The following is a 12,060-nucleotide window of genomic DNA, read 5'->3' as shown; positions in this document are numbered from 1 at the left end:
TGAACCCCGGCCGATGCCATCGGCCGGGGTTTTTTCATGGCGGGCAGGGAAAGTTCACGGCGAGACGGCGACGTCCACCCAGAAGCGGGTGAACCCTTCGGCGAAGTCGCGGTAGCCGCTCCGCGTCGAGGGCTTGACGGCATAGGCGTTGGCGCCGTTCTCGTAGGCGCGGTTGACGTCGGCGGTGCTGGAGGAGGAGGACAGCATGATGACGGGCGTCACCGCCGTGCGGGTGCGTCCGCGCAGCCGCTTGAGCAGGTCCATGCCGCTGGTGCCGGGCATGTTGATGTCGAGCAGGATGTAATCGAAGGCCTCCCGGTCGAGCCGGTCGCTGGCCAGTTCCGCATCGGCGACATGGGTGATCTCGATCATGCTGCCGGCATCGCTGAACGCGCGCATCACGAAGCGCACATCCACCGGATCGTCGTCCACGACGATCAGCTTCCTAGCCGAGCCTCCCACGATCGTTCCCCCTTGATTTCACGGGTTGCGGAAACGTCACGACGAAGCGTGCGCCCGGACCGTACTGCGTGTCAAGCGCTATCACGCCATTGTGGCTCTCGACGATCCGGCGCGCCAGCGCCAGCCCGACGCCGGTGCCCTGATACACCGTCTCGTCGCGGTGAAGGCGTTGAAACACCTCGAAAATCCGTCCGACGTGCTGCGGGTCGATGCCGATGCCGTCGTCCTCGACGATGAACTGGATGCCCTCAGCGCGCTCGCGGCAATAGACGCGCACGACCGGCGGCGTGTCGGGCCGGCGGTATTTCAGCGCATTGCCGATCAGGTTCTGCGCCAGCCGTTTCAGGAGTTCGGGATCGCCCAGGACCTCCGGCATCGGCGCCGTCTCGACGCGTCCGCCGGCTTCATGCACATGGCTTTCCAGAAGCACCAGCGCTTCGCGCACCACGTCGGAAAGGGAAACCGGCTTCGGCGTAGCGATCCGGTAGGCGATCTGCGAGAATTCCAGGAGGCTGTCGATGATCCGCCGCATGCGCGCGGCGCTCTTGCGCACATGGTCGGCATAGTGCGGCAGTTCGGCGATGTCGCCGCGGTGAAGGTCCTCCGAGATCATCTCGGCGAACATGGACAGATGGCGCAGCGGTGCCTTCAGGTCATGCGAGACCGTGGCGGTGAACTGGTCCAGCGCCTCGTTCTTGCGGCGCAGTTCCTTCGTCTGGGCCTCCACCTGCTGCTGCTGGCGCTTGGCCTCGGTGATGTCGCGGCCGGTGCTGACGATCTCGCAGACGCCGCCCTCGTCGAAGATCGCGACCGTGGTCCACAGGAGCCAGGTCTCCTGGCCGTTGCTCCCTTCCAGGCAGAGTTCCAGCGTCTTCATCGGTTCGGCCCGCGTGTAGCTGTCGATGTCCATCAGCACCGCCGTATGCTCCAGCGAGCAGGAAACATCCGGCAGGTAGCGTCCGATCAGCTCGTCGGTCGTCGATCCGACGAAGCCGGCATATTTGTCGTTGGCAAAGCGGATCGTCAGGTCCCGGTCGAAACGCAGGATCATGTCGGGCAGGATCTGTAGCAGCGAGAGATATTCGCGGCGCCTCTCCTCCAGCGCCGCCTCGGCGCGCTTCAGTTCCGAAACGTCGATGCGCAGCGCCACGATGTCCCCGGTCTCTGCGACATGACTCTCGCCGCGGATCCACCGGTCCTTGCCGAACTCGAAGACCGTTCCGCCGCTGTCGGTGTTGCGGTGGCTTTCCAGCCGCGAGCGCACCATCGCCTCGGCCTCCGGCGTGCCCTCCCGGATGCCGGGAAACATGCCGGCGCGGATATTGGCGCGCGTAATGTTTTCGAGGGTCACGCCGACGCGCACGGCGTCGCGGGCAGGCCCGCAGCGCTCCTTGTAGGAGCGGTTGAACATGACCAGGCGCTCGCCGCCGTCGAAGATCGCAAATCCCTCCGTCATCGTGTCGAGCGCGGCGGCGATGCGCTGGCCGAGCAGGATCTGCTCGCCGTGGCTGCCGCCGCTGAGCAGGCTGCGCAGGAGAAGCGCATAGGTCGGGAGACCGCCCGCATCCGGCATGTCGATCACATGGGCAGTCGCGTCGAAGGTGGTGCCGTTGTCGTGGCGGAAGCAGAGCGCATGGGTGTTTTCGCGCCCGCCCGCGGCCTGACGGGCAAGGAGCGCCCCCGCCGCCGCGCCTTCGAGCACGACCGTGCCCGCCGGGTCGCAGGCGTCGCGGGTCCAGCCGAAGGTACGGGCCGCCGCGTCGTTATGGGAAACGAGGCGCGCCTCCGCATCGACGACGACCACGGGAAAGGGCAGGTTCTGGTACAGTGTCGCGGCCAAGCCGTCCATCGCGCGCGCCTCCCGCCGGCAATCGTGTCGGCACCGGATGATCGGGCCGCCCGGGCAGACTAGGCAAAACCGCCGGGGAAGAAAAGCCGCAAGGACTGGCCGTCGCCGTTTCCCGGCATTCCGGGCTCACCCGGCGCGCACCACCGGTTGGCCGGAGGCGGCAAGGGCCGCAAGATCGGCCGGCTTCAGTTCGACCGATTCGCCGCAGCCGCAGGCCGAGGTCTGGTTCGGGTTGTGGAAGGTGAAGCCGGAGCGCAGCGTCGTCACCTCGAAATCCATCTGCGTGCCGAGAAGGTAGAGCACCGCCTCCGGCGCGACCCAGACGCTGGCGCCATTGCGCTCGATCAAGTCGTCCTTGGCGTTCGGCTCGGTCACGAGGTCGATGGCATATTCCATGCCCGCGCAACCGCCCTTCTTGATGCCGACGCGGATGCCCTTGGCATCGCCGCCGGCATTGTCGACGATCGCCTTGACGCGGTCCGCCGCCGTATCGGTGAGTGTCATCACTGCAAAGGCCATGGGCCGTTTCTCCTTCGCCGGCCGGGTTCAAGGCCCGGCGGTTCGCGACTCTGAATCTAGTGTCGGCGGGTTAACGGATCAAGTCACGGCATCGAGAGTTCGCCCCTCACGTCAATACCAGCCGACGGCGACCTGCGCCTCTTCCGACATGCGGTCCGGCGTCCACGGCGGGTCGAAGGTCATTCTGACCTCGACGCCGGACACGCCCTCGACCGCGCTGACCGCGTTCTCCACCCAGCCCGGCATCTCGCCGGCGACGGGGCAGCCGGGGGCGGTCAGCGTCATGTCGATCTTGACCATGCGGTCGTCTTCGATGTCGATCTTGTAGATCAGGCCGAGTTCGAAGATGTCGGCGGGGATTTCCGGGTCGTAGACCGTCTTCAACGCGGAGACGATATCGTCGGAAAGGCGCGTCAGTTCATCGGCCGGGATCGCCGAATGGACGATGCCGTCGCGGACGTCGATCTTGTCTTGCGTTGCGTCGAGGGACATGGGGCTCTCCTTCAGGCGAAGAATTTGCGGGCATGGTCGAGCGCGTCGGCCAGGGCGTCGACTTCGGCGCGCGTATTGTACAGGCCGAACGATGCCCGGCATGTGGAGGTGACGCCGAAGCGTTTCAAGAGCGGCTGGGCACAATGGGTGCCGGCGCGCACCGCCACCCCTGCCCGGTCGATGACCATCGAGACGTCGTGCGCGTGGATGCCTTCCAGCTCGAAGGAGAAGATCGAGCCCTTGCCGGGCGCCGTGCCGAAGATTTTCAGCGAGTTGATCGCCGACAGCCGCTCGTGGGCATAATCGCGAAGATCCGCCTCGTGGGCGGCGATCGCCGCGCGACCGACCTTCTCCATGTAATCGAGCGCATGGCCGAGGCCGATCGCCTGCACGATGGGCGGCGTGCCGGCCTCGAAACGGTGCGGCGGGTCGTTGTAGGTGACGATGTCCTCGGTGACGTCGACGATCATCTCGCCGCCGCCCTGGAAGGGACGCATCTCCTTCAGCCGGTCCATCTTGCCGTAGAGCACGCCGATGCCGGAGGGGCCGTAGAGCTTGTGGCCGGTCATCACGTACCAGTCGCAATCGATGTCGCGGACGTCGACCGGCATGTGCACGGCGCCCTGCGAGCCGTCGACCAGCACCGGAATGCCGCGTTCACGGGCGATGCGGCAGATCTCCTTGACCGGCACGATGGTGCCGAGCGCATTCGACATATGCGTGATGGCGATGAGCCTGGTGCGCTCCGTCAGGCACTTCTCGAAGTCTTCGATGTGGAAGGCGCCCGCATCGTCCACCGGCGCCCAGACGAGCTTGGCGCCCTGCCGCTCGCGGATGAAATGCCACGGCACGATATTGGAGTGGTGCTCCATGATCGACAGCACGATCTCGTCGCCTGCGCCGATCTTCGGCATGCCGTAGCCGTAGGCGACCGTGTTGATCGCCTCGGTCGAGGACTTCGTGAAGATGACCTCGTCGACGGAGGAGGCGTTGAGGAAGCGGCGCACCTTTTCGCGCGCCGCCTCGTAGGCGTCCGTGGCGGCGTTCGACAGGAAGTGCAGGCCGCGATGCACATTGGCATATTCGTTGGAATAGGCGTGCGAAATCGCGTCGATCACGGCCTGCGGCTTCTGCGCCGAGGCGCCGTTGTCGAGATAGACCAGCGGCTTGCCATAGACCGTTTTCGACAGGATCGGGAAATCCTTGCGGATCGCCTCGACGTCATAGGCTGCTGTGGGCAACGCGTGTTCCATCTCGTTCGTCCTCGTTTACGCAATCCCGGACGCAAAACCGCTATACACTTTTGCTGGGATTGCTCCTGTTACGCGTGCTTTTCGAGCCAGGCGGCGATGACGCTTTCCAGCGCCTCGACCAGCGGCTCGTCTTCCAGTTCCTCGACGATCTCGGCGACGAAGGCGTTGATCAGCATGGCGCGCGCCTTGTTCTCCGGAATGCCGCGGGCCATCAGGTAGAAGAGCTGGACGTGGTCGATGTCGATCACGGTCGCGCCGTGGCCGCACTGCACGTCGTCGGCAAAAATCTCCAGCTCCGGCTTGGCCGAAAAATCGGCTTCGTCGGAGAGCAGCAGCGTGTTGCACGACATTTTCGCGTCGGTCTTCTGCGCATCGGGCGCCACGCGGATCTGACCCTGGAAGACGCCGCGGGCGCGATCGAAGATCACGTTGCGGATCACTTCCGTCGAGGTCGTGTTCGGCACGTCGTGGCCGACCGTGAAGGTCACGTCGGTATGCGTCTCGCCGCCGAGCAGGTTGATGCCGCGCAGGATGAGGTCGGAGCCCTCGCCCGCCACCACGACATGGATTTCCTGCCGCACGAGCTTGCCGCCGGCATTGACCACGTAGAGGCGAAGCTTCGCATCCGTGCCGAGCGTGATGAGGATCTGGCCGAGATGGGTATCGGCCGCGCCCTGGCCCTGGAAGATGACCCAGGTGATATCCGCGCCTTCGGCAAGCGAGATGTCGCTGACCGTCGTGACGAAGGCGGCATTGTCGCCGGCTGCCGCATGGCGCTCGATGACGGTCGCCCTCGCGTTGGCGCCGAAGGTCACGGGAAAGCGCGTGTGCGCCTGGCCCGCATTCTGCACCGTCTGGATTTCCAGCGGGGCCGCAAGCTCGGTGCCGGCCGGGACGTCGAGCACGAAGCCGTCGCGCACGAAGGCGCCGTTGATACGGCCGATCGTGTCGTCGCTGTCGCGGGCGACGAGGCCGTCCGCCGCGGTGCCGTCGGCCAGCGCATCCTTGAAGGCGCGCACCGTCACGCCCGCGACGGTCGCGCGGGCATCCGCGATGCCGTTGACGACGGACAGCACCGTCGAGCCCTCGACGAGCGGGCCGAGCCGCGCGGCGGAGGCCGCGGGATCGAAGGCCGGGACGGCGCGCAGCAGCGCCTTGAGGTCGGTATAGTGCCAGGCCTCGACGCGGCGCGTGGGAAGGCCGGCATCCTTGAAGTCGCTGATGAGGACGTCGCGGGCGGCGAGCACGGCGCCGTCGCCCGGCAGTTCGCCGAGCGCGTGGTCGTAGGCCTCGCAAAGCGCCGTCTCGGCGACGGAAAGCTTCATGCCTGTCTGCATGTTCATGGGATCACTCCTTCGCCAGGCCGTCAGGCGGCGGCGCCGATGATGTCGGCGTAGCCGTTCGCTTCCAGCTCGTGCGCCAGCGTCTTGTCGCCGGACTTGATGACCTGGCCCTTGTAGAGGACGTGCACCGTATCGGGCACGATATAGTCGAGCAGGCGCTGGTAGTGGGTGATGACGATAACGGCGCGGTCGGGCGAGCGCAGCGCGTTGACGCCGTCGGCGACGATCTTCAGCGCGTCGATGTCGAGGCCGCTGTCGGTCTCGTCGAGGACGCACAGCTTCGGTTCGAGCAGCGCCATCTGCAGGATCTCGGCGCGCTTCTTCTCACCGCCGGAAAAACCGACATTGAGCGGGCGGCGCAGCATTTCCGGCGCGATCTTCAGTCCCGCGGCGGCGTCCTTGACGCGGCGCATGAAGTCCGGCGTCGTCAGCTCCGCGTCGCCGCGCGCCTTGCGCTGCTCGTTCATCGCGACCTTCAGGAACTGCATGGTGGCGACGCCCGGGATCTCGACCGGGTACTGGAAGGCGAGGAAGATGCCCTTGGCGGCGCGCTCGGCCGGGTCCAGTTCCAGGATGCTCTCGCCGTTGTAGAGGATGTCGCCTTCGGTGACCTCGTAGTCCTCGCGGCCGGAGAGGATGTAGGACAGCGTCGACTTGCCCGAGCCGTTCGGGCCCATGATGGCGGCCACTTCCCCGGCCTTCACGGAAAGGTTCAGGCCGCGGATGATCTCGGTGCCGTCCTCGGCGATGCGTGCGTGCAGATTCTTGATTTCAAGCATGGTTTCTCGGTCCTGCGTTCGGAGCGGTCAAACGCTCCCGTCTTGGTTTCAGAAGCCGAGGACGAAGTGGACCACCGGAAGGAGCGTCGCCGAAAGGGCACCCACCCCGAACCCCAGCACCAACCGCACGATCCTGTTCGTGAGCGTCGGCGAATAGGCTGCAAGTCCACCGCAAACCACGGCGTAGTATGTCAGATTGACCGGATCCATGTCGTCGCCTCCGGATGAGAGCCGCATCCGCTACTATAACGGATCACGCGGGAACTTCATCGAAAGCCTGTCCGGCCCCCCGGCGGAAACCGCCGGGACATTCCTTCACCCGATCAGCCGACCGAGCCTTCCAGCGAGATGCCGATGAGCTTCTGCGCCTCGACGGCGAATTCCATCGGCAGTTCCTGGATGACTTCCCTCACGAAGCCGTTGACGATCAGCGCGATCGCCGCCTCGGTCGGGATACCGCGCTGCAGGCAGTAGAACAGCTGGTCTTCCGAGATCTTCGAGGTGGTCGCCTCGTGCTCGAACTGCGCGGTCGCGTTCTTCGCCTCGATATAGGGCACGGTATGCGCGCCGCACTTGTCGCCGATCAAAAGCGAGTCGCACTGGGTGAAGTTGCGCGCGTTCTCCGCCCTGCGGTGGGCCGAGACCTGGCCGCGATAGGTGTTGTTGGAAAAGCCGGCGGAAATGCCCTTGGAGACGATGCGGCTCGACGTGTTCTTGCCGAGATGGATCATCTTGGTGCCCGAGTCGATCTGCTGGTGGCCGTTCGAGACGGCGATCGAGTAGAACTCGCCGCGCGAGCCGTCGCCGCGCAGGATGCAGGACGGGTACTTCCAGGTGATGGCGGAGCCGGTCTCGACCTGCGTCCACGAGATCTTGGAGTTCTTGCCCCGGCAATCGCCGCGCTTCGTCACGAAGTTGTAGATGCCGCCCTTGCCTTCCTTGTCGCCCGGATACCAGTTCTGGACGGTGGAATACTTGATCTCGGCATCGTCGAGTGCGACCAGTTCGACCACGGCGGCATGAAGCTGGTTCTCGTCGCGCTGCGGCGCGGTGCAGCCTTCGAGGTAGGACACGTAGGCGCCCTCTTCCGCGATGATCAGGGTGCGCTCGAACTGGCCGGTGTTCTTCTCATTGATGCGGAAGTAGGTGGACAGTTCCATCGGGCAGCGAACGCCCTTCGGCACGAAAACGAAGGAGCCGTCGGTGAAGACCGCGGAGTTCAGCGTCGCGTAGAAATTGTCGGTCGTCGGCACGACGGTGCCGAGATACTTCTTCACGAGATCGGGATGCTCGCGGATGGCTTCCGAGATCGACATGAAGATCACGCCGGCCTTCTTCAGCTCTTCCTTGAAGGTGGTGACGACGGAGACCGAATCGAACACGGCGTCGACGGCGATCTTCGAGGTCTGCACGCCGGCAAGGACTTCCTGCTCGCGCAGCGGGATGCCGAGCTTCTCGTACATCTTCAGAAGCTCGGGATCGACCTCGTCGATGGACTTCGGGCCGGTCTGGTTCTTCGGCGCGGCATAATAATAGAGGTCGTTGAAGTCGATCTTCGGATAGTCGACGCGCGCCCAGGTCGGCTCTTCGAGCGTCAGCCAGCGGCGATAGGCCTCCAGGCGCCATTCGAGCATCCAGTCGGGTTCGCTCTTCTTGGCGGAGATGAAACGGATGATGTCCTCGGAAAGACCCTTCGGGGCCTTGTCCATTTCGATCGTCGTTTCGAAACCGTATTTGTACTGGTCGACGTCTATCTGACGGACCTGATCGATCGTTTCCTGCACCGCAGGCATATCGTTCTCCAATCTTGCCGGATACAAGGTCCGGCAGTTTGTCAACGTCTGGCGGGACCTCCCGCCGCTTATGTAAGCGCCAAAGGCGGATTTTCCCACCTTTTGGCAAGCGAAAACTTGCGTTCCCGCAAGATTCCCGTCAGGCCGCCCGTCGCCGCGCGACGACGCGCGAGAAGGCGGCCAGGAAACGCTCGACATCCGCCTCGCTCGAAGCGGGCCCGAGCGAGACGCGAAGCCCGCCGAGCGCCGCGTCGAAGCCCATGGCGACGAGCACATGGCTCTGCCCGACCTTGCCGGAGGAGCAGGCCGAACCCGCCGAAAGCGCGATGCCCTCCAGATCGAAGGCGATCTGCCCCGTCTCCGACTTCAGGCCGGGCAGGCTGAAGAACGAGGTGTTGGCGATGCGCTCCACATCCGCCCCGTGGATGACGACGTCGTTCGTCGCCGCCCGCATGCCGTTCTCCAGCGCGTCGCGCAGCGCGCCGATCCGTCCGTTGCGCCCGGCAAGGTCCGCCGCCGCCGCGCGGGCGGCCGCGGCAAAACCGGCGAGCGCCGCCGGGTTCTCCGTGCCGGAGCGATGGCCTTTCTCCTGGCCGCCGCCGCGGATCAGCGGTGCGGGCATCAGCACCTCGCCGCGCGCGATCAGTGCCCCGGCGCCCTTCGGCCCGCCCAGCTTGTGCGAGGAGACGATGAGGAAATCGGCGTCGAGCGCCGCAATGTCGACCGGCACGCGGCCGGCGGCCTGCACGGCGTCGACGACGAGGAGGCCGCCGTGGCGGCGCACGATCTCGGCGACGGCCTTCACCGGCTGGACGATGCCCGTCTCGTTGTTGGCGAGCATGACCGCCACCATCGGCAGGCCCTTCGCCTTGTCATGACCGTCGAGAAGCGCCGCCAGCGCATCGAGGTCGACGATGCCGGCGCGGGTGACGAGGATCGTCGTCACGGCCTCGCGCGCAAAACGCCCGCCCTCGCGGATCGCCGGGTGCTCGATCTCGGACACATAGAGATGGCCGATGGAAAGCGGCGTGCGGCCCATGCGGTAATCGGGCGTCAGGGCGAGGTTCGCCGCCTCGGTCGCGCCGCTCGTGAAGATCACATGGGCCGGCGCGGTGTTGGCCAGCATGGCCACGTCGCGGCGCGCGGCCTCCACCAGCATGCGCAGCGCCCGGCCCTCGCCATGCACGGAAGACGGGTTGCCGACGGTGTCGAGCGCGGCAAGAACGGCCTCGCGCGCCGCCGGCAGCAGCGGCGCCGTGGCGTTCCAGTCCAGATATGTGCGCTCCGTCTTCGTCATTTCCCATCCATGCGCGCACGATACATTCGGTACGGCGTGCATTTTCCTTGAATTTCCCGTCGGGCTTGCCTTATGACACCAAACTCACGGCGTCCCGGGGACGCCCCTACAGTTTCGAATGGTTCTAAACTAGGTTCTAGAAAAGCTGACTGCTTTCGTCAAGACTTCAGTTGACAAGAATCCTGTCCGAACGCGAACGTGCCGGAGTAAGAATGCCCGAAATCATCTTCAACGGACCCGCCGGTCGCCTTGAGGGCCGTTACCAGCCGTCCAAGCAGAAGAACGCCCCCATCGCCATCGTGCTGCATCCGCACCCGCAGTTCGGCGGCACGATGAACAACCAGATCGTCTATCAGCTCTTCTACATGTTCCAGAAACGCGGCTTCACGACGCTGCGCTTCAATTTCCGCGGCATCGGCCGCAGCCAGGGCGAATTCGACCACGGTGCGGGCGAACTGTCGGATGCGGCCTCCGCGCTCGACTGGGTGCAGAGCCTGCATCCCGATTCGAAGAGCTGCTGGGTCGCCGGCTATTCCTTCGGCGCCTGGATCGGCATGCAGCTCCTGATGCGCCGCCCGGAGATCGAAGGCTTCATGTCGATCGCCCCGCAACCGAACATCTACGACTTCTCGTTCCTGGCCCCCTGCCCGTCCTCCGGCCTCATCATCAACGGCGATTCCGACAAGGTGGCGCCGGAGAAGGACGTCAACGGCCTCGTCGAGAAGCTGAAGACGCAGAAGGGCATCCTGATCACCCACCGCCTGGTGCCCGGCGCCAACCACTTCTTCAACGGCCAGACGGAAACGCTGATGGCCGAATGCGAGGACTATCTCGACCGGCGCCTCGCCGGCGAGCTGACACCGGAGCCGGCCGCCAAGCGCATCCGCTGACCGGCCGAAACCCGAAGGATAGACCCGGTGGTTCCGCCACCGGGTTTTTCTGTGCCTGCACGACGTCGAGCGGCAGGCCGCAATGGCCATGAAATACTCCAGATTCTTGATTTTACCGCATTATCCGGCGCCGAAGCGATCTCGCTTCGGCTGGAAATGCTCTAGTCCGCGGCAGCGGGTTTCCGCAGGACGCCGCCGGTGACGGGCGCCTTGACGCCCGTCGTGCCCGGGAAGGTGAGCGGCAGGCCGTCGAGCGCGCGCACCGCGAGATAGGCCCAGGCCTCCGCCTCCATGCTGTCGCCGCCGAGACCGACCGCCTCGGCCGTCACCACCTCCGCCCCCTCCGTCTCGGCAAGCGCCGCGAGATCGCCCATGATCACCCGGTTGAGCCGGCCGCCGCCGCACACGACATAGAGCTTCGGCCGTTCCGGCAGGTGGCGGGCGGAGCGGATGACGGCGGCGGCCGTGACATGGGCCAGCGTGCGCGCGCCGTCCTCCAGGCTCGCCTCCGCGCCCGACGGCGGGGAAAAATCGTTACGGTCGAGCGAGCGGCGCACCGGATCGGTGAAGAAGGCATGGCCGAGATAGCGCCCGGCAAGGCCGGGATCGACGCGGCCCTCCGAGGCGATCATGCCGCCCTGGTCGTAGGGAATGCCCGCATGGGCCTCGACCCACTGGTCGATCAGCGTGTTGCCGGGGCCGCTGTCATAAGCGACGATCGCCCCTTCGGCGCCGATGAAGGTGATGTTGGAGATGCCGCCTATATTGACGAAGACGACCGCCCTGCCGGCAGGGCCGGAAAGGCCGGCGGCGAGCGCGGCGTGATAGGCGGGAATGAGCGGCGCGCCCTGCCCGCCATGCGCCATGTCGTTCGCCCGCATGTCGTGGACCACGTCGATGCCGGTCTCACGCGCCAGCAGCCCGCCGTCGCCGAGCTGGACCGTCAGGCCGGCATTCGGCCGGTGCAGCACGGTCTGGCCGTGGAAGCCGACGACGTCGATATCGGCGGGCCTCAGGGCGTTTTCAGCGAGGAAGGCGCGCACGGCCTCGCCGTGGCGCAGCGTCAGGTCGCGCTCGATCTCGGCCAGGTCGCCGGGCCGCTCCGTCCGCTCGCCGATGGCCTTGGCCGTTTCCAGCGCGCCTTGCAGGCGCCGGCGGAAGGCGGCGTCATAGGGCCGGCCCATCGAGGGGCCGCGCTCCACGACGGCCTTGCCGTCCGTGCGCAGCAGCGCCACGTCGATGCCGTCGAGGCTCGTGCCGCTCATCAGACCGATCGCCGTTCGCAGTCCCGTCATGCCGTCCGCTCCAGAATCACTTTTTGAAGTGATTATGCGGTGAAACAGTGCTAAACGCCCGGCGGTTCGCCGGAAAATTATGTCCGGC

12 protein-coding genes are annotated in these 12,060 nt (G+C 65.8%); 1 reads left to right on the top strand and 11 read right to left on the bottom strand.

All coding sequences use genetic code 11. The features are described 5' to 3' along the window. Positions 1-54 precede the first annotated feature (54 nt). From AB3G45_RS16010 to AB3G45_RS15965, 10 genes are all read right to left on the bottom strand, one after another. Positions 55-462, bottom strand: coding sequence for a response regulator (locus AB3G45_RS16010; protein WP_367831516.1), 408 nt, complete (start codon positions 460-462; stop codon positions 55-57). Beyond that, positions 446-2,311 carry an ATP-binding protein gene (locus AB3G45_RS16005; protein WP_367831515.1) on the bottom strand — a complete coding sequence of 622 codons (1,866 nt, stop codon included), beginning with the start codon at positions 2,309-2,311 and terminating at the stop codon, positions 446-448. The genes AB3G45_RS16010 and AB3G45_RS16005 overlap by 17 nt, the downstream gene beginning before the upstream one ends. Before the next feature lie 126 nt (positions 2,312-2,437). After that, positions 2,438-2,830 carry a Fe-S cluster assembly scaffold SufA gene (gene sufA / locus AB3G45_RS16000; protein WP_367831514.1) on the bottom strand — a complete coding sequence of 131 codons (393 nt, stop codon included), beginning with the start codon at positions 2,828-2,830 and terminating at the stop codon, positions 2,438-2,440. A 111-nt stretch (positions 2,831-2,941) separates the two neighbouring features. Then, positions 2,942-3,322, bottom strand: a complete 381-nt coding sequence (locus AB3G45_RS15995) for an SUF system Fe-S cluster assembly protein (protein ID WP_367831513.1) — start codon at positions 3,320-3,322, stop codon at positions 2,942-2,944. An 11-nt stretch (positions 3,323-3,333) separates the two neighbouring features. Next, positions 3,334-4,575 carry a cysteine desulfurase gene (locus AB3G45_RS15990; protein WP_367831512.1) on the bottom strand — a complete coding sequence of 414 codons (1,242 nt, stop codon included), beginning with the start codon at positions 4,573-4,575 and terminating at the stop codon, positions 3,334-3,336. A 68-nt stretch (positions 4,576-4,643) separates the two neighbouring features. Next, positions 4,644-5,918, bottom strand: a complete 1,275-nt coding sequence (sufD, locus tag AB3G45_RS15985; protein WP_367831511.1) for a Fe-S cluster assembly protein SufD — start codon at positions 5,916-5,918, stop codon at positions 4,644-4,646. Positions 5,919-5,941: 23 nt separating this feature from the next. Then, complete coding sequence (sufC, locus tag AB3G45_RS15980) at positions 5,942-6,697, bottom strand: Fe-S cluster assembly ATPase SufC (RefSeq protein WP_367831510.1); 756 nt, start codon at positions 6,695-6,697, stop codon at positions 5,942-5,944. Between the two features lie 48 nt (positions 6,698-6,745). Next, positions 6,746-6,907, bottom strand: a complete 162-nt coding sequence (locus tag AB3G45_RS15975) for a hypothetical protein (protein ID WP_367831509.1) — start codon at positions 6,905-6,907, stop codon at positions 6,746-6,748. A gap of 113 nt (positions 6,908-7,020) precedes the next feature. Continuing rightward, a complete protein-coding gene (gene sufB, locus AB3G45_RS15970) occupies positions 7,021-8,490 on the bottom strand; it encodes a Fe-S cluster assembly protein SufB (RefSeq protein ID WP_367831508.1) in 1,470 nt (489 codons plus the stop codon). 139 nt (positions 8,491-8,629) lie between these two features. Next, a complete protein-coding gene (locus AB3G45_RS15965) occupies positions 8,630-9,787 on the bottom strand; it encodes a cysteine desulfurase family protein (protein WP_367831507.1) in 1,158 nt (385 codons plus the stop codon). A 212-nt stretch (positions 9,788-9,999) separates the two neighbouring features. Between AB3G45_RS15965 and AB3G45_RS15960 the strand changes: the two genes are divergently transcribed. Then, the gene (locus AB3G45_RS15960) at positions 10,000-10,677 is read left to right on the top strand and encodes an alpha/beta hydrolase (RefSeq protein ID WP_367831506.1); all 678 of its coding nucleotides are present in this window, start codon (positions 10,000-10,002) and stop codon (positions 10,675-10,677) included. Positions 10,678-10,838: 161 nt separating this feature from the next. Here the strand turns inward: AB3G45_RS15960 and AB3G45_RS15955 are convergent, their stop codons facing one another. Next, positions 10,839-11,972, bottom strand: coding sequence for an anhydro-N-acetylmuramic acid kinase (locus AB3G45_RS15955; RefSeq protein ID WP_367831505.1), 1,134 nt, complete (start codon positions 11,970-11,972; stop codon positions 10,839-10,841). Between the last annotated feature and the right edge of the window lie 88 nt (positions 11,973-12,060).

Source organism: Shinella sp. S4-D37 (assembly GCF_040812195.1).
Lineage (GTDB): Bacteria > Pseudomonadota > Alphaproteobacteria > Rhizobiales > Rhizobiaceae > Shinella.
Note: the sequence above shows the minus strand (reverse complement) of the source record. Positions and strands in the feature narration are given on the sequence as shown.

Excerpts from the sequence above, each read along its gene's own strand:
- AB3G45_RS16005 (WP_367831515.1), bottom strand. The coding sequence starts at position 2,311 with ATGGACGGCTTGGCCGCGACACTGTACCAGAACCTGCCCTTTCCCGTG.
- sufA (WP_367831514.1), bottom strand. The coding sequence starts at position 2,830 with ATGGCCTTTGCAGTGATGACACTCACCGATACGGCGGCGGACCGCGTC.
- AB3G45_RS15995 (WP_367831513.1), bottom strand. The coding sequence starts at position 3,322 with ATGTCCCTCGACGCAACGCAAGACAAGATCGACGTCCGCGACGGCATC.
- AB3G45_RS15990 (WP_367831512.1), bottom strand. The coding sequence starts at position 4,575 with ATGGAACACGCGTTGCCCACAGCAGCCTATGACGTCGAGGCGATCCGC.
- sufD (WP_367831511.1), bottom strand. The coding sequence starts at position 5,918 with ATGAACATGCAGACAGGCATGAAGCTTTCCGTCGCCGAGACGGCGCTT.
- sufC (WP_367831510.1), bottom strand. The coding sequence starts at position 6,697 with ATGCTTGAAATCAAGAATCTGCACGCACGCATCGCCGAGGACGGCACC.
- AB3G45_RS15975 (WP_367831509.1), bottom strand. The coding sequence starts at position 6,907 with ATGGATCCGGTCAATCTGACATACTACGCCGTGGTTTGCGGTGGACTT.
- sufB (WP_367831508.1), bottom strand. The coding sequence starts at position 8,490 with ATGCCTGCGGTGCAGGAAACGATCGATCAGGTCCGTCAGATAGACGTC.
- AB3G45_RS15965 (WP_367831507.1), bottom strand. The coding sequence starts at position 9,787 with ATGACGAAGACGGAGCGCACATATCTGGACTGGAACGCCACGGCGCCG.
- AB3G45_RS15960 (WP_367831506.1), top strand. The coding sequence starts at position 10,000 with ATGCCCGAAATCATCTTCAACGGACCCGCCGGTCGCCTTGAGGGCCGT.
- AB3G45_RS15955 (WP_367831505.1), bottom strand. The coding sequence starts at position 11,972 with ATGACGGGACTGCGAACGGCGATCGGTCTGATGAGCGGCACGAGCCTC.